The following is a 25699-nucleotide window of genomic DNA, read 5'->3' as shown; positions in this document are numbered from 1 at the left end:
ATTAATAGCGGTGCTGGGAATGATAGCATTAATGCAGGTACTGGGAACGATACCATTAATACTGAAGATGGGAACGATAGCATTAATGCGGGTGATGGTAATGACACTATTGATGCAGGTAATGGAGCAAGTCTTACTCCCGGATTAGGAGAGAAAGATATCCTCACAGGTGGAGCAGGAAGCGATCGCTTTATCTTAGGAAATGCTACCAAGGTTTATTATGATGATGGCAATACTCTAACTAATGGTAGTAACGACTATGCCGACATTACCGACTTCAACATCGGAGATATTATTCAACTGCAAGGAACAAGCAGTAATTACCTCCTGGCTGTTGTCAGTGTGGACACTCAAATATTAATCAATAAACCCGGAACAGAACTAGATGAACTCATTGGTATAGTCCGAAATCAAACAGGTTTGAGTCTCACAGGAACTTATTTTAGCTATACTCTTCCCATCATTACCTTAGCAGTATCTCCCACCAGCGTTAGTGAAGACGGTACAACCAACCTAATTTACACCTTCACCCGATCTGGTGGTATTACCACCAATGCTTTAACCGTCAATTACAGCATTGCCGGGACTGCCGACAGTAGCGACTACACTGGTGCAACACCCGGAACAGGTAAAACAATTACCTTTGCTGCGGGTGCAAGTACAGCCACTTTAACCATAGACCCCACAGCCGATACCATTGTTGAAAGTGATGAAACTGTGGCTTTAACATTGGCAACAGGAACAGATTACACCATTGGGACAACCACAGCCGTCATAGGAACTATTACTAATGATGACTTATTGCCTAATCTTAACCTCAGTGCTAACCAGACCATAGTTGAAGGTAATACCAACCCTCAAAACGTTACTTATACCGTTACTCTTTCCAGCACTAGCACCCAAACTATTACCGTCCAATATGCCACTGCTAACGGTACAGCCATAGCAGGATTAGACTATACCAGCACCAGCGGAACTCTCACCTTTGACCCTGGTGTTACCAGTCAAGTCATCAATATTCCCATTCTCAATGATTCTCTGAATGAAGCTAATGAAACCTTTACTCTCAACTTGACTACCGCCACCAATGCTACCCCTGGCACTGCAATAACGGCTACCACAACCATCACCGATACTCTCAGTGCTTCTGTGACTACTACTCTGCCCAGTGGTGTGGAAAACTTGACTTTAACCGGAACAGCAGCTATCAACGGTACAGGTAATGCCGTGGGTAATGTTCTCCAAGGTAATAGCGCCAACAATATCCTGATCGGTCTTGATGGAAATGATACCTATAGTTTCCTAGCTTCCAGCCCCTTGGGAACGGATACAATTACGGAAACGACCACAGGGGGTATTGATAATCTTGACTTGACGGGGACGACTGCTGCTGTAAATGTGAATTTGGGTGTTGCAACTTCACAAACGGTCAATAGTAATCTTAAACTGATTCTCTCTGCTAATAATGTGATTGAAAATGCCACAGGTGGTACAGGAAATGACCGTCTCACAGGTAATGCTCTAAATAATACCTTAAATGGTGGTGATGGAAATGACCAACTGCAAGGACTAGGAGGAGATGACATTTTGTGGGGAGGACTCGGTGATGATATTCTCACAGGAGGACTCGGTAATGATCAATATCACTTCCAAGGTAATGGGGTATTTAGCAGCAGTTTAGGTGTTGATTATATTACTCAGTTTGATGCCGGACAGGACAAAATTGCTCTCAATCTGGGAACTTTCAACGCCATTACTAACACTTTAGGACAGTCTCTAACTGATTTCGCAGTTGTTAATGATGATGAATTGGTCAACGCTAGTAATGCCCGGATTGTTTATAGTCAAAGCACTGGTAGTTTATTTTATAATCAGGATGGTAATATTTTGGGTACAGGAACGGTGTTTGAGTTTGCTCGTTTAGGGAATCTTGATATTACCCTTGCTAGTAGCGATTTTATTTTGATTGCTTTAGTTTCCTGATTTGGGATACAGCAATGCTGTATCTCCCAACATATAGCAAAATTCAAGCTATATTACAACATGAAGTGCAAAATATGGGATATGCGGCGTAAATCCTATTCATGTTGGCACAAAACCGCTAAACAAAACCGCTAAAATAGTACCAAAGAGTAAAAACTGTAGAGTAAAAACTGTAAAACTTGGATATGACCACAGCCACACCCGTTAAAACTGAATATGAAGCAATTATTGGCTTAGAAACCCATTGTCAACTCAGTACCAATACAAAAATTTTCTCCAGCAGTTCTACTGCTTTTGGCGCTGACCCTAATACTAACATTGACCCAGTTTGCATGGGTTTACCTGGTGTTTTACCTGTACTTAACGCTAAAGTTCTCGAATACGCTGTTAAAACCGGTTTGGCTTTGAATTGTCAAATCGCTCGGTATAGTAAATTCGATCGCAAACAATATTTTTATCCTGATTTACCTAAAAATTACCAAATTTCCCAATATGATTTACCCATAGCTGAACATGGTTGGATAGAAATTGAATTGGTAGATGATACAGGAAACCCCAAACGTAAACGCATTGGTATCACCCGCTTACACATGGAAGAGGACGCGGGTAAGCTTGTTCACGCAGGGAGTGAACGGCTTTCTGGTTCTACCTACTCTCTTGTAGATTATAACCGCGCTGGTGTTCCTTTGGTGGAAATTGTTTCTGAACCGGATTTGCGGACGGGACAAGAAGCGGCTGAATATGCCCAAGAACTACGGCGCATTGTCCGTTATCTTGGTGTTAGTGATGGTAATATGCAGGAAGGTTCTCTACGTTGTGATGTGAATATTTCTGTGCGTCCTGTGGGACAAGAGAAATTTGGTACTAAGGTAGAGATTAAGAATATGAACTCCTTTAGTGCGATTCAAAAAGCGATTGATTATGAAATTGAGCGTCAAATAGCCGCTATTGAATCAGGAGAGAAAATTATTCAAGAAACTCGTCTCTGGGAAGAAGGTTCACAACGCACCAGCAGTATGCGGGTTAAGGAGGGTTCTAGTGATTATCGTTACTTCCCTGAACCAGATTTAGCACCCATTGAGGTTACTCAAACAGAATTAGATACATGGTTAAATGAATTACCCCAACTACCCGCCCAAAAACGCCATGATTATGAGAATCAGTTGGGACTTTCAGCTTATGATACTAGGGTTTTAACTGAGGATAAACCAGTCGCAGATTATTTTGAAAGGGCGATCGCTTTAGGTGCAAATCCCAAGGCCGCAGCTAACTGGATTACTCAGGATATTGCGGCTTACTTGAATAAACAAAAACTGACTATATCAGAAATTAAACTGACTGCTACTAATTTGGCTGATGTAATTACCCGCATTGAAAATGGTAAAATCAGTAACGCCCAAGCTAAGGAAAAACTCACAGATTTATTAAATGGTGTTTCTCCAGAAACGGCTTTTGCTGGTCAAGAACTCATCTCAGATCGTACCATTCTTGAACCCATTATTGATGAAATCATTGCTACTAACGCTCAACAGGTAGAAAAATACCGCAAAGGTAATACCAACCTGAAAGGCTTTTTCGTGGGACAAGTCCTGAAAAAAACCGATAAACGCGCAGAACCGAAACTGACTAATCAATTAGTAGAGGAAAAACTCAATAGTCCAATGTAGGGTAATTATTATCTGATAACAAGACGCAACTTGATGATTGGGAGAGCTAATTTAGCTCTTTTTTTATCGGTAAAGTAAAAAAAGGGGTTTAACCCCTTGGCGCTAGAATTATATAATGTGCTAGGTAGATGCACCCTGATGATTTTAGAGAGCCATTAAATGGCTCTCTTTTATTTTTGAGGATAATTAAACGCAAATGAACGCAGATAAACGCAGATAAAGATAAATTATTTGATTTATTTCGTAATTTGTGATTACTTATGGTCTTTAGGGTCGGTTTATGGTCGGTTGGTTGGAAATTTTTTGAGAAAAAAATTGTCATCAACGGATAAAATTACTTATAGACATAAATACTGGACGCTGATATCAAACTAGCAGCAGAATGTATTTTAATAACAAAGGCAATATAATAATTGTGGACAAAATTATGGCAAATTGGCAAATAATTCCGGGTGGTGTGACAGCAGCACGAGGATATAAAGCAGCGGGAATTACAGCAGGACTAAAGGCTTCGGGATTACCAGATTTAGCTTTGATTGTATCAGATGTGGAAGCGATCGCCGCTGGTGTATTTACTACTAGTCATGTCAAAGCAGCTTGTGTAGATTATTGTCGGCAAGTGTTACAAGGGAAACATAGTGCTAAAGCTATCCTTTGTAATGCGGGACAAGCTAACGCTGCAACCGGTGAACAAGGAGTTAAGGACGCTCAAGAAAGTGCTGATTTATTAGGGAAGGAATTAAATATTAACCCGGAATCTATTTTATTAGCTTCCACTGGTGTAATTGGTCAAAGAATTAAAATGGATATCCTGCGGGATGGTATACCCAAGGTAGTCGCAGCGCTTTCCGACACAGGTTCGGATGCAGCCGCAGGGGCAATTATTACCACAGATTTAGTCACAAAATCTATTGCTTTAGAAACCATTATACATGATCGTCCCGTGCGTATCGGTGGTATTGCTAAGGGTTCGGGAATGATTCACCCCAATATGGCGACAATGTTAGCTTTTGTTACCTGTGATGCTGCTGTATCCTCTACACTTTGGCAACAAATGTTAACTAGAGCAGCAGATAGAAGTTTTAATTCGATCACAGTGGATGGTGATACGAGTACAAATGATTGTTTAATCGCTTTAGCAAATGGTGAATCTCGCACTCCCGCAATTACAGAAATGGGTGCAGAAGCGGAGAAGTTAGAAGCTATGTTAACTTATGTCTGTCAACATTTAGCTAAAGCGATCGCCCGTGATGGAGAAGGTGCAACTTGTTTAATAGAGGTACAGGTTACGGGTGCTTATGATGAATTATCAGCCCGACAAATCGCCAAAACCATTGTTGGCTCGTCTTTAGTGAAAGCGGCCATTTTTGGTCATGATCCGAATTGGGGACGGATAGCGGCGGCTGCGGGGCGGTCTGGTGTACCTTTTGAACAAGACAACCTCTCCATTAAATTAGGGGATATTTTACTCTTTGAAAATGGTCAACCTTTAGCTTTTGATAAAGCCGCAGCTAGTGCATATTTAAAAGCAGCGGTTCACGGTGAGTATTTACAGTCAGATACGGTGTTAATTTCCGTTGGTGTGGGAAATGGTCATGGTACAGGTAAAGCCTGGGGTTGTGATTTGAGTTATGATTATGTGAGGATTAACGCTGAGTATACAACTTAGAAAAATCGTGGCTTTAGCTCCTAGTATCTCGAACACAGGACTAAAGTCCTCAATACCAGTTAGAATATTATATCAGTTGCTTAAGTCCTGCCATTGCTCGCACCTGAAATTAGTCTAGAATTAGGTTTAAATAACAAAAATATACTGATCATAGAAACCGTTGGGGTGCGGCTTGTAGTTAGTCCTGTAAGGTAATTGAGGATATCCAAACAGTTAAAACTGTTCCCTCTTCCCTCTTCCCTGTTCCCTGTTCCCTGTTCCCTTCCCTCACAAACAACTTATTCAGCAAGCCCTATTTAAGAAATTTTCACTGGTGTATTTTATGCGTTTAAACTCAATTCGCTTCATTGTTATTGCTGGTTTTATGGGGTTACTTTCCTGGATAGGGACTCCCACCGCTTTAGCTTTAACACAGATTAAATTATCTGATATTTCCTACCATGATTGTCCTTTAGAACTAGCGACTGGAGTGGTAACTAGCAGCGGTTCAAATTCTGCTACTTGTTTTATAGTCACAGGTAAAGCTAACAACAGCACAAATAAAACCGTCTATGATGCGGACATTTTTGGGCGCATTTATGATAGAAATAATGATCCTATACTACAAAATCGTACTCGTCTCGGTGGCATAGCTGAAGTTCCCCCAGGAGTCAGTGATTTTGAATTGAGAATTTCTGTACCTAGTAATCAACCTTTACCATTGAAATTGAAACAGTTTAAAGCGGCTGGCTTCAGCGGTAAAGTAAGAAGGTAATCTTTGGATATAGATATATTTTACATGATATATAGTGAGAGTAATTCATCAGAAAACGCTGTAATACCCCATCCCTCTACAGGGTGGGGATGTAAGGCGGGTAAAAATTAAACACCCTTCAAGGGATATTAAGCGCAGCTTAATCGTGAGAGAGGGTAGTTTCATTTTTACCAATCTTAGGGATTGACTAATTCCCTAAAGTATACTATACTGAAAACAGGTCGAATTAGTAATAAAAAAATGATTGTTTTTGAATTTAAAGCCAAAGGCACAAAGCAGCAATATCAAAAAATTGATCAGGCTATACGGATAACCCAATTCATCCGTAATAAGTGCTTGCGCTTTTGGATGGACAATCAAAATGTTAAATATTACGACCTGAATAAACACACTGCGGTATTAGCTAATGAATTTGATTTTGCTGATAAATTAAATTCCATGGCTAGACAAGCAGCAGCAGAAAGAACTGCTTTTGCAATTAAGCGATTTTTTGATAATTGTAAGGCAAAAGTTCCAGGTAAGAAGGGTTATCCCAGATTTCAAAAAAATAACCGTTCAGTTGAATATAAGACAAGTGGATGGAAACTTTTAGATTACCGTAAGCACATTACTTTCATAGACAAATGTGGTATTGGTCAGTTGAAATTAATTGGAACTTGGGATTTACATTTTTACCAGATTAAGCAAATAAAGAGAGTTAGGATAGTTAAACGTTCTGACGGTTACTATATCCAGTTTTGTGTAGATGCAGAACGGAATATTGACATCAATGCTACAGGTAAAACCGTTGGTTTAGATGTTGGTCTTAACAGTTTCTACACTAATTCTCAAGGGGATAAAATTGATAATCCTAGGCATTTGCGGAAATCAGAAAAATCTTTAAAACGATTACAGAAAAAAGTTAGTCGCAAAAAGAAAGGTTCTAATAATCGCAAAAAAGCTATTAACCGTCTTGGTAGAAAACATTTGCAAGTTTCACGTCAACGTAAAGACTTTGCTGTGAAAACAGCATTGTGCGTAGTTAAATCTAACGATTTAGTGGCCTTTGAAAAACTGCAAGTGAAAAATATGGTTAAGAATAGCAAATTAGCCAAATCAATTAGTGATGCTGGATGGTCATTGTTTACTCAATGGTTAGAATATTTTGGTAAAGTCTATGGTCGTGTAATTGTACCTGTTGCACCACAATATACTTCTCAAAATTGTTCTCATTGTGGAGAAATAGTTAGAAAATCCCTATCAGTTAGAACTCATGTTTGTAAATGTGGTTGTGTTCTCGACCGTGACCACAATGCTGCAATTAACATCCTAACTAAAGCACTAAAACAAACTGGCTATGATTTAAGTACCGTCGGGCGGACGGAAACTAATAACGCTTGTGGAGAGATTACCCTCTGCTCAGACTTGGTAACAAGTTTGAATAAGGTTGCTCATTGAAACAAGAATCCCCGTCCCTCTATAGGGCGGGGAGCGTCAAGAATTACCCTCACTATCTTGAGTAAGTGACCTGTGCCTTAAAACCCTGTGACTAAAGTAACACGGGCTAAATTATTCAAAAGATCACCAACTATGTTTAAAGCCAGAAATGCTAGGATAGGAGAAAAATCCATACCACCCAAAGGAGGAATAATGGAACGAAATAGATTTAAATATGGGTCACTAATTTGACTTAAAGCCGCAAATGGTTGACTAGACCAGTCAACAGTGGGAAACCAAGTTAGTAAGACCCGAATAATCAGCAAATAGCTGTAAAAAGTGACAAAAGTGGCTAGGGTTGTAATGAGTAAATTCATGGCCGGGTGACTTTCCTGTTAAATGTCAAACATAGATTCATGATTGATTTTAATTTAGTGCAAGTCATATTGTGTGGCTTGTAATCAATATACAATATAACTACTAATTACTGGTAATGGGTAATGGGTAATGGGTAATGGGTAATGGGTAATTGGTAATGGGTAATTGGTAATGGGTAATTTGTGATACAATCTCTGTCTTCATCCTTTAATCTCGGACATTATTTCGACTTCGCTCGATAACCACCTGATTCTGACACCGGGTTATTCATTGCCAATATTAATACTCTTGACATTTCCCAATTGCTGCCGCACATCATCAATTGTGGCATTAAGTTGGGCGATTTTATCTTCGAGCGATCGCCTGGTGGCTTCTATCTCTAAATTTTCATTAGCTGAAGCCCGCATTCGTCTTTTTCTATTTGCCCCTGGTTCATTATTTTCGCCAACAGTTAACCCATTATCCTCTTCTGAGTTTGCTGTTAAGTCTAATCTAGAGGTAATCACCGCACCCAAAACACCCCCAACCACACCACCAATTAATGTTCCCAGGAGAAAACCACTACCAAAACCATCTTGCTGACTCATATTTTTAACGCCTTTTAGAAAATAAGCAACTTTGAAAATACCTTAGCTATTTTCCAGCCTTAGCTGCACCCTAGCTTAAGTCCCAAAAATGCGATCGCCCGCATCTCCCAATCCTGGTACAATATATCCCTGATCATTAACCGTTTCGTCAATAGTAGCGGTGTAAATGGTTAAACCGGGATAGACAGCAGCCAACTTTTGTAAAGCCACAGGTGCAGCAACCACAGAAACAATCCGAGTTAAAGTGGAATCAACACCTCTTTGGGTTAATTCCGCCATTACTGCCATTATAGAACCTCCTGTAGCTAACATTGGTTCGGTAATTAATACCCTGGTTTCCGGGTCAAATTTTTCGGGGAGTTTATTCAAATAACAAGTAGGTTCTAAGGTTTCTTCATTGCGTACTAAACCAAAATGATAAATTGAAGCCAAAGGTAGTACACCGGCAGATCCCTCCAATAAGCCCAAACCAGCCCGCAAAATCGGCACAACAGCCACAGGTATGCGAGAGTCAATAAAAGTCGCTGGACAGGCAGCTAGGGGACTCTGGACCATTGTTTCTTGGGTGGGCAACCATTCCCTAGTAGCTTCATAAGTTAGCCACCTGCCCAACTCAGTGATAGCAGAACGAAATAATACCGATGGCGTAGCTACATCACGGGCAACTCCCAACCAGTGCTGAATTAAGGGGTGAGGTGGGACATAAATACGCAGTTGTTGTTGCGTCATAAAGAAAAAAGGCAGCCCGTTATTATATTAAGAACTAAAAAACTATCATACTGCTATATAAAGTCAGATCCCTGACTTCTTTAAGAAATCAGGGATCTTCTTCAGGACTGAAGCAACTGGCACCTTGGTAGGGTGTGGTTCGGCAAGCTCACCAACCACTTCAGATATCAACAATCTGTTTATTTGCAGGCATGCAGTAGTAAAACACCCGACAACAGATTTTTGGTGTGACACTTACATAAGTCCCATTGTTGTTTTTACAGCAGTTCCCGGTCTGATCAAGTACAGATATTAATCATAAAACTCTTGTGGTGCGGGCATCTTGCCCGCATAAGATGTACCTCACTCAAGCAGTAGTAAAACACCCGACAACAGATTTTTGGTGTGACACTTACGTAAGTCCCATTGTTGTTTTTACAGCAGTTTCCGGTCTGATCAAGTACAGATATTAATCATAAAACTCTTGTGGTGCGGGCATCTTGCCCGCATAAGATGTACCTCACTCAAAGCTACTTGCTGTAAGTCAATGGTCGAGAGGATTTCTGGATAAAACCCTCTTCTAGAATAATCAACTATGGCTTTGGTTTTAGGTAGTCAAGAATTTGATCAAGTTTCTTCTCTAATTCTTGGTTTTTCTTCTCCAAATCGCCAATTTTATCCATGAGTCTTTGATTTTCGGAACTCTCAGCAGCCGCCCGTAACTTGCGAACATCATGACCAAAACCCATCAAAGCTGGACGTTCCACATAAGTCACACGGTGTAAAACCCGCCAGGCTTTATTGGGTTTTCCGGCTTGAGCTTGACGTAACGCTCGTGCTTCCTCATCATTACTGCGTAACCATTCTGGATCAACCACATAGTTAAAGAAGTCTTGGAAGTGATTGGTGCTACCTTCGAGGTAGAAACTCATAAACCGATAGCGGTCTACTTTTTGACCGGGTAAAATGGGTCGGTCTTTGTAGTCGGTGATGCCTTTATATTCCAACCCACTCAGGTCTACATTTAACTCAAACCCCCTACTCCGCAGTTCCGTTTTACTCATGGTTTGAGTCAAGTTTACCGTAGCTTGGGCAGTGAGTTCAACAGCAGCACCAGCAGCAAACTTTCCTTCAACCCCTAACCCTGCATTCATGCTAAAGGACCCACCAATGGTATGCTCTACCGTGTTGGCAAAACTTTGAGTTTCTGTGCGTAGTCCGCCATCGGCATCCCAAACGTAGGTATTGACAATATTACGCTTACCGGAGCGAATTTGGATACTTTCCATGCGTTTTTGCCAACCCGCAAAACTGTCAGTAGCTTGTGCCCGTTTCTCTTGGTCGTTAATTTTGCTTTGGATTTCGGCTTGTTTTGCCTTGGTGGCGGCACTTTTCTCATTGACGTTCGCCTCAGCATCCGCCTTCCCATTTTTCAGTTTTTCCTCTTCGGCTTTTTTCTTTTCCTCCTCAGTCATCTCAGTGCTGGGTTTGTCTTCTTCCCGTTGTACCGCAATTGTGCTGGGTGCAGGGCCACTGTCGATATTCCGATCCAAAGAGGTTTCATCCACTAAACGCACATCAAAGTTAGAGAAATAGGATTCTCGGCGTTTATCCTCCGCTTCAATTTGCCGTTTCAGGTCGTAGGCTTCTTGCAGACGGTAGTAACTAGCTGGATAGAGAGAGCCATACTGAGAACGCATTTCAGGAACGTGCTTAAAGAATCGCTCGCTCGTAGCACTGCTACCTGTCATCCCATCTAAGCTACCGTTCATGGTATAGGCAGGATTCATTAAAAAGGTGATGGTATTGACATCGGGAGGAATGCCATCCACAGGCAGCACTTGATAGCCGATCATTTTACCACTGCGGGCCAGTCGGGTGACAAACACATCTGCCAAAGCTGAAACAACCAACGCATAGCCAATATTTTTGGGAATAAATCGTGTCCCCAAATGGGGGAACTTGGTGCTTTCTTCGGGTGTGCCGCGTAGTTCCAGTTTATCGGTCATGCTCAGAGATGAACTGGAAGTAATGCTACTTTCATTTTGGAATTGGTAGCTGAAGTCAAAGTTACCTTTGAAACCAGCACGCATAGCCCCTATTTTTGTCGTGAGTCCAAGACCCGCGTTCATTTCTGTATCGCCACCTATAAAGACTTCGGCATTCGCACCCAAACCAGAATCCTGCGATCGCGTCCAGTTAAATTCCACATCTTCCGACATAGTTAATTCTACGGATGTCGCACCGTTGTAATCTTCTTCTAAGGTCAAGTTTTCACTGGGTACAGGAGGTGGTCCTTCGATGTAGCCCAACAACGTCGGCGCAAACTGAGCGTTACCAATCCATTTCAATTCTAAAGCCTCAACCCGCTTGTCAGGGAGTAATGTGACTCCATTGGGTGAGGGATGAGCAAAGAAACGGCGCATCATCGCTACTTTCCGCTTAGTATTGGAATCTAAGGAAACGCTACTATACTCATTACACAGCAAGGCATTAGGGATAATGGGTAAGCTGTTTTCCTCTACAACAATCGCCTCAGTCACCGTACCGTGATTGTTTCCTGCTAAGTCTAAGACTTTTCGCACAGAATCTTCAGGCTTGATTTCATTGAGAGGATAGTAAGCAACTAAATTGGCTTCTTTGCCAGTGAGACTCTGATACATATCTCTCTGAATTTCGGATTGAGTGCGGGCGACTTTCCAGATACGGACTTCGGCAAGTTGACCGTTGGTAAACTCGCTAGTACCCAAAAAGCTGGCGAGGAAAATGGGTTGGCTAGTGCTAAAGGTAGGTAGTGCTACGTTCGCACTCATTCTTTGGGCTACCAGCACTCCGTCCAGATAGCTGACAAATCCGTTGGGAGTGTTTCGTTTCCAGGTCATCGCAATGTGGTGCCAACTGCCATTAGTTGCAGTATCTCCCACTTTAATTCCTGATACACCCCCATCGCTGGAAATAATATGTAGACCGTTCCAGCCAGCAACAATATAATTATTACCTTCTTGCTGTCGGACGGCAGACTGGAAACTGGTGCCCTTGAACCAGTATTCGATCGTGATTTCATTACCAGTGGGAAATTGAGCAGAAGTCTTAATATAATCATTCACCCCATCAAACTGCACCACTGCATTCCCCGGATTGCCAATCGGAGCAGTACATCCCCACCAACTGGCACCGGATACCGTACCATTATTCCCCTGTCCAGACTGATCCCGAACGACCGTCCCTGTAGCCTCATTAAAGGGATAATAGGCTAATAAACCGGGTTCATTACCACTGAGCAAGGTTTTAGCATTAACAGCGATCTCATCATTGGTTAAAGCCACTCCCCAGATACGGACCTCCGCAACTTTACCAAAAGGTTGTCCACAACCTACTCCATTAAATACATTATTCCCAATTGCATAAACTTTACTAACTGGTTTCAAACTAGCTTTTTTGAGCTTCTCCAGTTTTTGCTTGACGGTGGCATCATTGGGGGTTTTCTTGAGATTTTCTTCTGCATCCGCTAAGGCTTTAGCTTTGGTATCGCCAACTTTCTTGCCATCAATGTAGAACAAAGTGGTGTCGCCTTTTCCAACTGCGGTAAGATGATGCCATCCTTCAGACAATAACTCCATATTGAAGCCACTATCATAGAAGATTTGTCCTAAAGGATCATTACTCAGACAAATCCCTAATTGTTTGCGATTTCTCACCAAAATATGAATATCAGCATCTTTCCCTCGAATGAGCGTATTCCATTCTCCCGCTTCAGGTAAAGGATAGACAAACCATGCTTCAATACTCCAATCTGGGGGAAGATCGAGGTCTTTATCCAACTTAACAACACTATTACTAGTGTTAAAGTTCAAACAACTACGTTGAGCATCAGGGATCCACTGTTCAAAGGTAGCATTTTTACTATCCGCAGTGGCATCATAGTTGGTTTGTCGCATCCGTCTTTGGTTATCAAAATAACTCAGTTGGACATTACCTTCGCTAGTTTCTATAGCATTAAGACGAGTCACAGAATTGACAAAACCAAGTACCGCTCCTTGAGTGACTAAACCCTTGCTATCTTTGGCAATTTGGGGCATCGTTTGGGGAGTTTGTTTAGTGGTAGATAATACCTTGAGGATTTCGTTGTTTAAGGTGTTTAAGGCTGTTTGAACTTGTTGTAGTTGATTTTCGATTTCTTTAAGACGACCTTTCCAAATCGATTCCTTTGTTCTACCATCTTTTACAACTTCTTCCAAAGTCTGCAATTCCGATTTTTTTAGTTTGATGGTGTTCTGTGTTATCGCTAAAGAACTTTTCTTACTATCGATAGTAACCTGATTTACAGCTTGTCCCGTAGAAATAATTTGCCACTGTTCATCGGCACATGCACTATAACGTTGTCTAGCATTGAGAGCAATACCATCTATTTCCAAGGAATTTTGATTTACCCTGATTTCAAAACGGTAGTAATTGCCAACTTTTTCGATGAGCCATTCGGCATCGTAATAGTAATTATTTGTACGCCATGCTTCTTCGGTTGCTTGATAGTTGCATCTGGCTGTAGCTTGAGTACCATCTACCTCTAAGTGATTGTTTGTCTGTCTATTTTGCAGTCGATAGAACTTGCCTTCAATGCAATCAATGCGCCAGTGAGCATCATACCAAGCAGAACTCTTCCAAATGGCTTCTGAGCTAGTGGACTGTTGAGCTACAACTGAAGTTCCATCCACTTCCATAAAATTGCGACTCTGTACATTGATAATTACGCACCAGTAATTGAAGAGATTATCAATTTCAGCTTGATATTTCCTTTGCTCTTCTTCAAGCTGATTAATCTCTTGTTTGATTTGATTGATTCTGGTTTCTGCCTGTCCCAGATTAGCTAATGCTGCTAGTTGCTGGTTTAATTTCCGTTTTTCTAATTCCAAAGATACTTCTTCTTTCTCTTTGATCTCCAACTGCGACAATTTTGACGGTAAGCTTGCTTGTTGGTCTGCTAAACTTGCCAAAGTTACATTATCTGTGTATTTCGCCTCCGTAATACTATCAGACAAGAGGCGAATACGATGCTTGCGAATTTCTAGTGATTGCCAATCTCCTTGAACGTTGGCAATCTCAAAACAACGTAACATACTAATTCCATCAGGAATCGTGACATTTCCAGAAACTCGATACCAACCTCCTCCTAAATCTTCAAATTTGTTTTGTTTAATTTGTTCAGGAGCAATAATCTGTTTTGCTTCAGCGCTACGACTGGCTTTTCCCCAATAGGAGAGCTTAAAAAGCTTCGTGCCTAAATTCTTCCCGTCTGCATTATCCAAATAGGCAAGATTAACAGCAGAGGAGGAAACAACCTTAAATTCAAAGCTTTCCTCATAAGTTGCTCGTTCACTGACCGCAAACAAGTCATCATTGCTATACTTAACCGCATCTAACCCGCCTGCCAGTTTACGATTGAGGGTAGCAGCACTGACATAAGCATCGCCATAGACAGTACCATTCTGTCCATTAATGGAAAAGTCAACGACTTGTCCTTCTCCAATTGCTCCCAACCGCCAATAAGCGACTAAACCGACTTCTTTACCCCTCAGTTGCAAATACATACTATTTTTGATGTCTTCAACCGTACGCTCGGTTTTCCAGATGCGGAGATCGCTGATTTTGCCTTGAAAATAGCTGTGATTAGGCCAGATGTGATTAGGCCAGTTACTACGGGCGATGTAATTCTTAGTCCGATTAATGGTTTTAGGAAGGTGTACAGACCCGGTTTTGATGACTTTACCGTTTTTGTAGAGAGTAGCATGACCCGACTCGTCAATAGTGGCGGCTAAGTGCATCCATTTTCCGGTTTCTAAGACTCCTTGGACTGTAATACTTTGGGCTGTTGTTCCCTGAAAGACCCAGAAGGTTAGATTATTGGTTGTTCCTTCATTGGCTAAAACAATGTTTTCTACACCTGATCCATTGCCAAAGTCAATAATTCTTGAGGTATTTTTAAAACTGTCATACCATACCCATGCTTCTATGGTGATGCCTTGGGAGTAGTTATGATTCATTTCCGGCAGGGCAATATGGTCATCCACGCCATCAAAAACGATGCCCCGCCGTCTGCGAGAGACGAGTTTAATATTAATCGCCGATCCTGTTGCCCATTTGCGTTCAATGACAAAATGGCTATCATCCAGTTTTTTGATGGGATAACTATTGTTATAGTTTTCTGTTCCGGCAATTTGGACTTCATCGCCATTGTCTAAGCCATGATTAGGACAGGTTACTCGTAATTTACCATCAGCCGTCTTTTCGTAGGCGGTAATCATGCCATCAAAAATTAAGCCGCCTTCTTCTTCCTCTTCTTTTTCCCAGTAACCTAATCCTTGGGTTAATCCTAAGTCAATATCAAAGGTGTTTTCATCAACGGTTTTGGCTTGATAAAGCCCTTGATAATCACTGGTCCCCATGATTTTCACCAAGTCGCCATTCGTCAATTCACTGGCTTGACCTTGGGTAGCAATTTTGACTAAATTTTCCGCATCATCTTCGTCTGTTCCTTCGGCTAATCCTGTGATCATCCCTTGGGGAGGGGGAGTTCTGTCGGCTAGGGCTTTGATTTCATCAAGGGTGTTTAAGGGCAGGAGGATTTCTCTGGTTTTACTGCGAAGGATGGTTTTGTCGGCGGTTTCATCAATCTCTGCGAGAGTTCCGTCTCCAGCAATGGCAAAGTTAAGTGTAGCTGCTCCTTTGTCAGTGGGAATGGCTAACATTAATCGTGTGGCTGTTTTTAACAGTTGCATTTCCCCGGATTGGGTTTGCTGTTCCTGTTGCAGGTCGTATTGGGTAGCGGTTAAGCCGTTTGTAATGGTTGTTCCGGATATGTCTAGGGTGCGTTTAATGATTCCAGGAATTTGACGAGGAACTAGGGTTTCATTGATTTCTTCAAAAATAGTATAATCTTTGACTTCAAATAACCCTTCTTCTGATGTCCGAATGGTGGTTAGTTCGACTTTCTGGGTTTGGCTGTTGTAAGCGAAAATATGCCAGCGATGAACATCATTTTCAATTGTCGGCACTAACACCACAGAAAACCAACCTTTATGTAGGTTATTTACCAAACATAATTCGGTGGTAGGTTCGTAGAAAAATTTCCCGTTAGCATCACGAAAGTCTAAGGTGTCAATATTATTGAGGACTCCATTAGACCCCTTATTCATGTTCTTTGTGGGGGTGTGTTTCTGCTTACTGCGCTTAAACCGCACTTCTAATTTACGGTTTAGCTTATTAGTCATCCCGTCTAATACAAACCTGTCTACCAAAAGGGTATTAGACTTGGACTGACGGAAAATATAAATGTGTCCCAATGCCGAAATTGCTTGTACTGGAGCAACAGCAGTCTCCGTGTCGGTTCGGTAACGTGACTTGAGAATAAATGCGCCCTTTTGGTCGGTAAGTTCGGCGGTTTCCTTGTCAATGACGGACTGATCATCTTTTTCTTCCTTGGGAAATTCCAGTTCTTGCCACCTTTCCCACCCAGTTCTTTCAGCTTCTTTAGTGTTGAGGTAACTATCTTCAAAGCCATCTTGCTTGACTGTGTAACGAATTTTTCCATCAATGTCAGTAGTGAGGACGACTACTTTACCTTCATGGGCAATGGTATTAATGTGTTCAAGTTTTTGATCCGCTAGTAGTAGCATATTGTATCTAAAAAACGAATTACAACAGTAATCTTATAATCAACTATCTACTGGTGTCAAGATCAAGTGGTCAATAAGTTTACATAAGTTTACATAAATTTCTCAAAAAAGATTTATTGAGAAATATTTTTATTACTACTTGACAAATATTCTTAATTAAGGCTATATTGTGATCAGGTGTTCTCTCTATAAAGAATCGGCAGACGGGAAAAGTAAGCCATAGCAAGCTTTTCCTCGTTTTTTTCCGCTATAATCCCTATGTAAAGATCCTCGTGAATTGTTATTTATGTGTATTGTTTATATTATTATTCCTTAAATATGACTTAATTTTTTAGCAATTAATCAAAATAACTTTTACAGCAAATTTCAAATTTCCCAGGGACAAAAATACCCCACCCTCTCCTGACTCTTGAGCAGGAAAAGGAGGGTAATTCTGGTAATTTTAGTGAAATATTAGTGAAATAGGTTTTTAGGGGGGAAGCTGACCTTTTTAGGTGCGTATTCAGCACAATTCATAGCTTTTTCTGTGAGAACAGTATCAGGTTTGACAGCACATTTTAAATAGTGGTTATTGGCAAAAAATTGACATTTTTTACAGGGAACTTTTTGTAAGATCTTACTATTTAAGTACATTTTATCATCAGTATGGCTGCGTATTTTATGAAAAAGTAGGAGAAAAATAGCCCAAATAAAAATAAATCCCAGAGGAGCTAAAGATAGTGCTAAATCTGGTATTTGGATATTGTGATATTGTACTTGAACTTGTATTTTTTCTTGTTCAACTGCATTTTGAGCAAGTTTATTTTCCAATACCTGCTTTATATACATCTTATTTCCCCTATTGAGCTATAATGGCTTTGACAAAAATCACAGAACCAGGTTTGCAACCCCCCCCCAAGATCAAGTCTGTTTTAATTGTGTTTTAATTGTGTTTTAATTGGGACTAATTGTTGATTGTGAAACCTCTGATTTCCAGCTTCTAACCGAGTGAGTGATTGATGTGATTTATTTAGACATGAGTGAAACTTAACCTTCAATTATAGGTTTAGCAAAAGAAAAATTTAGTTATCTCTGTCAATAGGGTTGATTTTTATCATCTGAATATATATCTCAAGTTGTAGTTGTCAACTCTGTCGAGTTTCAAACCGGATTTTTTTGATAGAATAGAATTGTATAGATTTCCAGATTAATTAACCGCTGGATACAATTATTAGACATCTCCGGTAAAAATAGTAGAGAATAGTAGAGACATTTCATGGAACATCTCTACTAAAAAACGCATATTTAATTTTCAGATGATGTCTAAGGTCAGCAATACTTACCTATTCCCTGTGATCTAATCTAGCTTTGATATCAGCAGCAAAGTCTTCATATTTCCTTAAAGGAGTGACTTCTACTTGCACTTTTTGCCCATTTTTTTTGATGATAGGTAAATCTAGAAGAATTTGATCTAATGTATCTGGACTAGGAACATCAACAATCGCAATTACACGACGAGTACCAACACATTTCCATAAATCAACTATTATTCCAGCTTGTTTAGCTTGGACTGCTGTTTCTGCTTCTTCACTCCATATAGCAAACAATTCTTGTTGGCTCATGTTATCGGGGTATTCAACCTGAAAATCCAAATGGTAGAGCATATTTACCGTTTCAACCCTTTTTTGTGAGGACTTTAATAGTTTAAACTAAAATGGATGTAGTTCTGAGTTTAACCTGGGGTAATTTCTTCTTTAACGGGACGAATAATAGGGGGTGGAGGTGGTAGTTCTGGTTGAAAGATTCCTGATAGTGCTTGTTCTAAAGTTTGTGCCATAACGATGCGGTTTTCATAGGCTACAATGACTCTGACTAAAGTGGGTAAACTATTCTGTGTAGCTTCTAAATAAATTGGTTCAACATATAATAAAGATTGTTCAATGGGAATTACTAAAAGATTACCTTGAATTACCCTAGAACCTTGTTGATTCCATAAGGAAATTTGTTGGGAAATAACCGGATCTTGATTAATTCTGGCTTCAATTTGTTCCTGTCCATAAATTAAGCGTTCTTTGGGAAAGTTATATAATAGTAGTTTACCGTAATTTTCACCGTCGGAACGTGCTGCTAACCAAGCAATTAAATTTGTCCGTTGTTTGGGTGTGTAAGGAAGTAATAAAATAAATTCTTCAAAGGGAAGATTGGGGAGACTGGTAATTAAATAATAGGGTTCAACTTGACGGGTTTCGCTTCCATAGATTTCATTGGGAATTTGCCATTGATCTTCTCTATTATAAAACACTTGAGGATCTGTCATGTGATAGATCATTAAGCGTTCTGATTGAATTTTAAAATAATCTACTGGATAACGTAGATGACTATGGAGATTAACAGGTAAATTGTTAATGTTTTGGAACATTTGGGGAAATATTTTTGACCAAGCGGTAATGATTGGATCTAAGGAATCAGCAATGTAAAATCTCACTGTACCATTGTAAGCGTCAATTACGACTTTGACGGAATTACGAATATAGTTTATCCCCTCTTTACCTGTGTCAGAATAGGGATAATGATCGCTGATTGTGTAAGCATCAACTATCCAATAAAGATAGTTTTCTCTCCCAGGAAACTGTTGATTTTTATTGTCTGTATAAGCATCAGTCGCAACTAAATAAGGATCACTATCGAACTTTAAAAAAGGAGCAATGGTGCGAATTCTTTGATTAATGTTTCGTCGTAATAATACTTTAGTTTCTGGTAAAAAATCTTGTGTAAATATCATTCTCCAATCTTTTAAATATATAGAAAATAGCCATTTTTTCCATAGAGAATTGATATTTATTCCTCCTAATCCATCGTAGGTATTATAAACATTATCACTACCGCTGGGATAATCTAATTCTTTAACTTTTGTCCCAGTCATGACGTGAGTATTGGTAATTTCTCCATAATAAATTCTGGGTTTATCAATGGGAATACTTTGACGAATATCTATACTAGAAGTATTTAACGCGCTCCCTTTCTGACTAATATCTTTGACAAAATACTCTGGTAGTCCACCCGCAGCAACGGTATTTACAGGACTCATGGTAAAACCATAACCATGGGTATAAATCATATTTTTATTTACCCATGTTTGCGCTTGGGGAGGGACATTTTCATAATTCAATTCTCTGGCCGCAATTAATACCTGTTGTTTTTCTAGATTGTCTTTTTTTGGGTTACTTTTGATTAAATATCTATCAATATCAGCATCAGGAAATTGATAATAAGGTCGAATTTGTTGTAATTGACGGTTAGTTTTTAATAATGGTTCTTGGTCCCAAAGACGAATATTTCTCATTGTTAAATTATTGGCTTTAATATCCTCTGCTGTGAGTTTTCCTATGGGGTTAAATATTTGAGAATCAACGATATCTAAATTAAAAGCTTGACGAGTCAGCGCGATATTTCGCTCTATATAAGGTTTTTCTCTTTGTAATTCATTCGGTTCAACAATGAAATTTTGCACGGTCATAGGTAAAATGAATTTACCTGTAATTATCAAAGTTAGATACATATATATACTATAGTTTATCCAGGGATGATGTGAAGATTTTTTTCTCGAAAATCCAGCTAAGTATAATAAATAAAAAGCTATAGCCATTGATAAAAAATATAATATTGTATCTGCTGGTAATTGGGCTTTAATATCGGTATAACTAGCACCATAGCTGACTCCATTATCAGAATAAAGCAGTTGATAACGATTTAGCCAATAATTTAAACCAGCTACTAACATTAAACAGCCAGATAAGCCTAATAAATGGCGTTTTTGTGGTGCAGAAAATCCTCTAAAAATACCTTGACTGAGGCTATTTGCTGATAATAAATAAGTGAGAATAACGCTAATCAATCCATATAAAGATAATCCTATTAACCAAAGTTCTAACATTTCCCAAATGGGAAGAGAGAAAATATAAAAACTTATATCTTGCTTGAATAATGGTTCAGAACGGTTGAAGGCAACAGGGTGAAAAAATAACAGAAATTTTGCCCAATTTTCAGCAATTATCCCCCCAAAACTCAAACTTAAAATCACTGCGATCGCTCGGAGCAGAAATTTGCTATAAATTAATAAAGCAATAGATAATCCCCCAACTATTCCTAAATACCAATTTTGAGAAATGATCTTTTTTCCCAACTCCCAAATCGTCTCTATTTTAAATACAATTGGTGCTGATAAATTTGATAAATTTGATAAATTTGATAAATTTGATTCACTGACTTTTCCAGTCCCATAAGCCAGAGCAATTTCTCCATAATATGCTAATATTAAACAAACTAACAAACTTAATCCTAATGTCAGCGGTAACAACCACTGCAATTTGATTTGATTGCTATTATTAGTTAATGGCAAATTTTGCTCATTTTTGCTATAATGGGGACTGAGAAAAGTGGTTAATTTTCGACTAATGTTGATTTCTGTCTCTGGAATATAATTATGATTTTGACTAGATTGTAATTTTTGAGCTAAAATTAGATTTCCCCATAAATAAACAACACTCAAACTGACAATAAACAGCCATAAACCACCCTGAGTTAACAATTTTAGGGAAAATACTTCTATATAACCAACTTCCTGAAACCAAAATAATTCCGCACCTAAATCAGCAGCTATTTTCAAAAATAACCACAACCCCAAGAATAATATAAAAACTTTAACCCACCATTTCCCAAATTTAAACATTATTTTAGTATTAATCATTGGTTATTAAATGTGATTACTAAATTAATTTTTAATCTCCTATTTATTACTCCAATAAAGTCCAGATTTATCTGGGGTGAATTTCCCTATGTTCATGCTTGACAGAACCAGGAAAATGTTTATTTTTTAAACATTCTTGAATAAATCTTTGAGGAATGTCTTGACTTTCTCCCCAATGTTGATGAATATAAGAAGCATGGACATTAGGTAAACCCCAACCTTCAAAACCTGTATTTTCATCACAGTCATAACGATAGGTATTAAACAATGGTTTTGAGTTATTAGTTATTAAATGAGAACGATGAAATTCATGACCAAAAATACTTGTGTTCATATCAATTAAAAAGGTGTTTTCTAAAACTACTGCGCGACGATATCCCAGGGTTAATTTTTTATCCATTTGCGCTAAAGTTGGTAATATTCCTACCATTGGCCAAGTTTTACCATCAAAATCAATAATCTGCTCACATAAATACATTAATCCTCCACATTCTGCAATTGTCGGTATTCCTCCTAAAATCGCATTTTTCACTTCTTGAATTAGGTTAACATTTGCAGCTAATTGTGATGCAAATACTTCGGGAAAACCTCCACCAAAATACATTCCTTGGATATCTTTTGGTAATTGATCATCATTTAATGGACTCCAAAATACTAATTCTGCACCTAATTTCTCTAATAAATCTAAGTTATCTTGATAGTAAAAATTAAAGGCTTGATCTCGTGCTACAGCAATTTTACAGAGTATTTCAGATTGAGGAACAACTACACTCCTCCCTAACTCTCCCTTTATTAAGGGTGAGATATTGGAACTTGATTTGGAACTTGATAAAGATGATGATTTTAAAAGCGGTAAAAGTTGCTCCCAATCAAAATAAATATCTCCTAAATCAGCTAAACTATCAATTATTTGATCTAATTTTGGTAATTCTGCGGTGGGAATTAAGCCCAGATGACGGTCAGGAATGGTAATATTGTCCTGTCTTTTTAATACACCCAAAATTGGTAATTTTAGAGATACAAGAGATGCTTTTAATAATGATAAATGTCGTTCACTTCCTACTCTATTTAAGATTAAACCAGCAATTTTAATTCTTGGATCTAAGGAAGAATAACCATGAGCAATTGCAGCTACAGAACCGGATAAACGACTACAATCAATTACTAATATTATCGGTATGTCTAATAATCTAGCAATATGTGCGGTACTAGCAAAGTCCGATAAATTTCCAATACCATCAAATAAACCCATTACTCCTTCAATTAAATTATACTCACTTTGGCAAGAATGATAATTAAAGCATTGTTGAACATAACTTTCTGAAGTTAATACCGGATCTAAATTTCGACAAGGAAGACCAGTAACATATTCATGAAACATAGGATCAATATAATCAGGTCCTACTTTAAAAGATTGTATATTCAGACCACGACGACGTAAAGATGCTAAAAGGGTAAGTGTAACTGTTGTTTTTCCGACTCCGCTTCTTTCTCCAGCAATAATTATAGACATAGATTACAAAATTAAAGTTCAAAATCAAAGTTCAAAATCAAATTCAAACAACTGGTAAAAATTAATTAATTTTCATTTTTCTCTTTCTTGTTGTCTTTGTTCAATTTCCGCAGGAGAAATCATACTATTAATTTTTTCAGTATCCGTCATCATCATGATAATACCTTCCACATTATCGCCGAACAAGGGACTAAAAGCAATATAACATCGAATTTGTTTACCGCGACGATTAGTACCATTGATCAATACTTCCTGAAATTTCTTTTTACTAGACACTATATCACGAATTGGAACTCGCAATTGTTCTACAGGTAAACCAATATCTAAACTAAACCAAGATTTGTTAATTACTTCCTCTTGACGTAAACCCCACATATCTTCAACCGCATGATTCCAAATTAAAATATTAAAGTTAGTATCTATTACAACCATTCCCATTTGCAGACAACTCAAAATGGAAGACGTAAAGGTATTATTTCGATTTAGTTCATAGGTACGATCGCTAAGTTCCTGGTTAATTGCTCGCAGTTGTTCATTAGCGGAATGCAATTCTTCATTCATAGTCTCCATTTCTTGATTTGTAGATTGCAATTCTTCATTAGTAGTCTCCAATTCTTCATTTGTAGATTGCAATTCTTCATTGGTAGTCTCCAATTCTTCATTTGTAGATTGCAATTCTTCATTTGTAGTTTCCAATTCTTGTCGAGAGCGTTGCAATGCTGATTGCAATTTTATATAACGGCTAATATCATTAAAAGTAACTGTTACACCGAGAATGGTTTGATCAGTATCTTGCAAGGGAATAATCCGCACATCTAAATACTGAGTTTCTGAATTAGGCTGATAACGTTCAATATTAGTTAATGTAATTGGATGACGTTCATTATATACTTGCTCAATGAGCGATCGCAATTCTAGAGGTCTATAAGATAATTCTAAATCTTGAAAAGGGCGATTGATATCTTTAAGTGTTAAATTAAATAAATTCCGAGCTTGTTCATTAATCATGATTAAAATTCCCTGATTATTAATCACAATCTGAGCGTTAGATGCTGTATCAAAAGCTAATTCTCTAACTCGAATTTCTTGAGACACATTAGCTGATTCTTGATTTTGTAAATTAGCCATTACTAATTGACGATTGCGGATATTTCCCAAAGATACTTTTGCAAAAATACGATCTTTTAAATTTATAGGTGTAAATAAATTAGTATGAGTGATTAACATTTCTGCTTTTCCTAAAAACAGATAACCATGATCATTAAGAGCAAAATGAAAACGATTGATAATGCGTCCTTGGGTTTCCGAGTTGAAATACATTAAAGTATTACGACAAACCAATAAATCTAAACGAGAAATTGGTGCATCCTGAAGTAAATCATGACGACCAAAAATAACAGCACGACGTAGATCTTGCTGAAAAATATATTTTTCATTGCTTAAATCAAAGTATTTATCCCGCAGTTCCAATGGGACAGCGTGAATATTTCTGGCCGAATAACTAGCTTGACGTGCTTGGTTTAAGGCTTCCTCATCTATATCTGTAGCGTAGATTTTTACGCGATGACGAAAATCGTCAATTCCTAATATTTCCGCTAAGATTATGGCTAAAGTATAAGCTTCTTCTCCCGAAGCACAACCAGCACTCCAGATTCTAATTTGTTCATTTTTTTGTTTATTTTTAAGAATATTGGGAATAATTTCCTTAGCTAAATATTCCCAAGCTAGAGGGTCACGAAAAAAAGCAGTTACATTAATTAAAATAGTATTAAATAAAGCTTTAAATTCATCGGGATGAACTTCTAAATAATCTTGATAATTAGCAAAAGTTTCTATGTTTAAATACTGCATCTGTTTAGTAACACGACGCATTAAAGTAGAACGCTTATAACCTGTGAAATCAAAGCCTCGGTTATTTCTTAAATATTGCAAAAGATTTTCAAAATCAACGTCTTTATGTGGAAGGTTCATAGAATCAATAGAGATGTAGCTATTCTGGATGGTAAGTTATTGATAATAACCTAAATTTATCAACTAGTACCAGACATGATTAAAGTTCGTAAAGCCAGGGAAATTTCTGCCAAAGGTAGGATAAAATCTACATTACCAGTTTTAATAGCAGCAGCAGGCATTCCCGGAAATTCAGCAGTTTTCGCATCTTGAACAATCACCGTACCACCCATTTTTTTAATTGCTTCCACGCCCATCGCTCCATCCGTACCAGTTCCAGATAATACAACTGCAATAGCCCTTGCTTGATAGCTTGCGGCCACAGACTCAAACAATAAATCAGCGGAAGGACGGAGAAAATGCACCATTTCCGACTGGGATAAAGAAACTTTACCTTCACCATTAACCAACAAATGATTATTAGGAGGAGCAATATAAACAGTTCCAGGAGTCAGTTTATCTCCTTCATTAGCCTGTATTACCTTTAACACAGTGCGACGACTGAGAATTTCCGCCATGAGGGAGGGGTGACGAGGATCTAAATGTTGAACGATAACAATAGCTGCTTTAAAATCCGCCGGTAAATCAGTCAAGACCTCAATTAGCGCCGTCAAACCCCCAGCAGAAGCCGCAACAGCCACAATATCAAAATTAGGAAGATTTGACATATTTATTTTA

Annotated in this window: 15 protein-coding genes; 5 read left to right on the top strand and 10 right to left on the bottom strand. The window is 38.6% G+C overall.

The annotated features are described in order from the left end of the window. The 5 genes from FFO06_RS16200 to FFO06_RS16180 all read left to right on the top strand — a co-directional run. The coding region (locus tag FFO06_RS16200; RefSeq protein ID WP_201275476.1) for a Calx-beta domain-containing protein at positions 1-1983 on the top strand (1983 nt) is incomplete at its 5' end. A 185-nt stretch (positions 1984-2168) separates the two neighbouring features. Beyond that, positions 2169-3650, top strand: coding sequence for an Asp-tRNA(Asn)/Glu-tRNA(Gln) amidotransferase subunit GatB (gene gatB, locus FFO06_RS16195; protein ID WP_137908960.1), 1482 nt, complete (start codon positions 2169-2171; stop codon positions 3648-3650). Between the two features lie 427 nt (positions 3651-4077). After that, positions 4078-5319 carry a bifunctional ornithine acetyltransferase/N-acetylglutamate synthase gene (gene argJ / locus FFO06_RS16190; RefSeq protein ID WP_137908959.1) on the top strand — a complete coding sequence of 414 codons (1242 nt, stop codon included), beginning with the start codon at positions 4078-4080 and terminating at the stop codon, positions 5317-5319. A 322-nt stretch (positions 5320-5641) separates the two neighbouring features. Continuing rightward, positions 5642-6073 carry a hypothetical protein gene (locus FFO06_RS16185; protein WP_137908958.1) on the top strand — a complete coding sequence of 144 codons (432 nt, stop codon included), beginning with the start codon at positions 5642-5644 and terminating at the stop codon, positions 6071-6073. A 240-nt stretch (positions 6074-6313) separates the two neighbouring features. Further along, complete coding sequence (locus FFO06_RS16180; protein WP_137908957.1) at positions 6314-7510, top strand: RNA-guided endonuclease InsQ/TnpB family protein; 1197 nt, start codon at positions 6314-6316, stop codon at positions 7508-7510. Between the two features lie 77 nt (positions 7511-7587). Here the strand turns inward: FFO06_RS16180 and FFO06_RS16175 are convergent, their stop codons facing one another. From FFO06_RS16175 to FFO06_RS16130, 10 genes are all read right to left on the bottom strand, one after another. Further along, on the bottom strand, positions 7588-7866 hold the full coding sequence (locus FFO06_RS16175) for a YggT family protein (protein WP_137908956.1): 279 nt from the start codon (positions 7864-7866) through the stop codon (positions 7588-7590). A 264-nt stretch (positions 7867-8130) separates the two neighbouring features. Further along, positions 8131-8454 (bottom strand): ssl2009 family thylakoid membrane protein, encoded by a 324-nt coding sequence (locus FFO06_RS16170; protein WP_137908955.1) that lies wholly within the window; start codon positions 8452-8454, stop codon positions 8131-8133. Positions 8455-8529: 75 nt separating this feature from the next. Continuing rightward, complete coding sequence (upp, locus tag FFO06_RS16165; protein WP_137908954.1) at positions 8530-9183, bottom strand: uracil phosphoribosyltransferase; 654 nt, start codon at positions 9181-9183, stop codon at positions 8530-8532. Positions 9184-9755: 572 nt separating this feature from the next. Further along, a complete protein-coding gene (locus FFO06_RS16160) occupies positions 9756-16832 on the bottom strand; it encodes a LamG-like jellyroll fold domain-containing protein (RefSeq protein WP_137908953.1) in 7077 nt (2358 codons plus the stop codon). Positions 16833-17285: 453 nt separating this feature from the next. Continuing rightward, on the bottom strand, positions 17286-17660 hold the full coding sequence (locus FFO06_RS16155; protein WP_137908952.1) for a hypothetical protein: 375 nt from the start codon (positions 17658-17660) through the stop codon (positions 17286-17288). A gap of 494 nt (positions 17661-18154) precedes the next feature. Then, positions 18155-18475, bottom strand: a complete 321-nt coding sequence (locus tag FFO06_RS16150; protein ID WP_137908951.1) for a muconolactone Delta-isomerase — start codon at positions 18473-18475, stop codon at positions 18155-18157. 68 nt (positions 18476-18543) lie between these two features. After that, positions 18544-21558: a UPF0182 family protein gene (locus FFO06_RS16145; protein ID WP_236097166.1), complete on the bottom strand. Its 3015-nt coding sequence runs from the start codon at positions 21556-21558 to the stop codon at positions 18544-18546. Positions 21559-21625: 67 nt separating this feature from the next. After that, positions 21626-23071 carry a cobyrinic acid a,c-diamide synthase CobB gene (locus tag FFO06_RS16140; RefSeq protein ID WP_137908950.1) on the bottom strand — a complete coding sequence of 482 codons (1446 nt, stop codon included), beginning with the start codon at positions 23069-23071 and terminating at the stop codon, positions 21626-21628. A 72-nt stretch (positions 23072-23143) separates the two neighbouring features. Continuing rightward, on the bottom strand, positions 23144-25042 hold the full coding sequence (locus FFO06_RS16135; protein WP_137908949.1) for a CheR family methyltransferase: 1899 nt from the start codon (positions 25040-25042) through the stop codon (positions 23144-23146). Between the two features lie 59 nt (positions 25043-25101). Next, positions 25102-25689, bottom strand: coding sequence for a chemotaxis protein CheB (locus FFO06_RS16130; RefSeq protein ID WP_137908948.1), 588 nt, complete (start codon positions 25687-25689; stop codon positions 25102-25104). Positions 25690-25699 lie beyond the last annotated feature (10 nt).

The sequence above is a fragment of the Dolichospermum planctonicum genome, from assembly GCF_005402965.1.
Classification (GTDB): Bacteria; Cyanobacteriota; Cyanobacteriia; order Cyanobacteriales; family Nostocaceae; genus Dolichospermum; species Dolichospermum planctonicum.
Note: the sequence above shows the minus strand (reverse complement) of the source record. Positions and strands in the feature narration are given on the sequence as shown.

Bases quoted from the DNA above. Each gene is read 5' to 3' on its own strand.
- FFO06_RS16145 (WP_236097166.1), bottom strand. From the start codon at position 21,558: ATGATTAATACTAAAATAATGTTTAAATTTGGGAAATGGTGGGTTAAA.
- FFO06_RS16135 (WP_137908949.1), bottom strand. From the start codon at position 25,042: ATGAACCTTCCACATAAAGACGTTGATTTTGAAAATCTTTTGCAATAT.
- gatB (WP_137908960.1), top strand. From the start codon at position 2,169: ATGACCACAGCCACACCCGTTAAAACTGAATATGAAGCAATTATTGGC.
- FFO06_RS16180 (WP_137908957.1), top strand. From the start codon at position 6,314: ATGATTGTTTTTGAATTTAAAGCCAAAGGCACAAAGCAGCAATATCAA.
- FFO06_RS16185 (WP_137908958.1), top strand. From the start codon at position 5,642: ATGCGTTTAAACTCAATTCGCTTCATTGTTATTGCTGGTTTTATGGGG.
- FFO06_RS16155 (WP_137908952.1), bottom strand. From the start codon at position 17,660: ATGTATATAAAGCAGGTATTGGAAAATAAACTTGCTCAAAATGCAGTT.
- upp (WP_137908954.1), bottom strand. From the start codon at position 9,183: ATGACGCAACAACAACTGCGTATTTATGTCCCACCTCACCCCTTAATT.
- FFO06_RS16160 (WP_137908953.1), bottom strand. From the start codon at position 16,832: ATGCTACTACTAGCGGATCAAAAACTTGAACACATTAATACCATTGCC.
- argJ (WP_137908959.1), top strand. From the start codon at position 4,078: ATGGCAAATTGGCAAATAATTCCGGGTGGTGTGACAGCAGCACGAGGA.
- FFO06_RS16175 (WP_137908956.1), bottom strand. From the start codon at position 7,866: ATGAATTTACTCATTACAACCCTAGCCACTTTTGTCACTTTTTACAGC.
- FFO06_RS16140 (WP_137908950.1), bottom strand. From the start codon at position 23,071: ATGTCTATAATTATTGCTGGAGAAAGAAGCGGAGTCGGAAAAACAACA.
- FFO06_RS16130 (WP_137908948.1), bottom strand. From the start codon at position 25,689: ATGTCAAATCTTCCTAATTTTGATATTGTGGCTGTTGCGGCTTCTGCT.
- FFO06_RS16150 (WP_137908951.1), bottom strand. From the start codon at position 18,475: ATGCTCTACCATTTGGATTTTCAGGTTGAATACCCCGATAACATGAGC.
- FFO06_RS16170 (WP_137908955.1), bottom strand. From the start codon at position 8,454: ATGAGTCAGCAAGATGGTTTTGGTAGTGGTTTTCTCCTGGGAACATTA.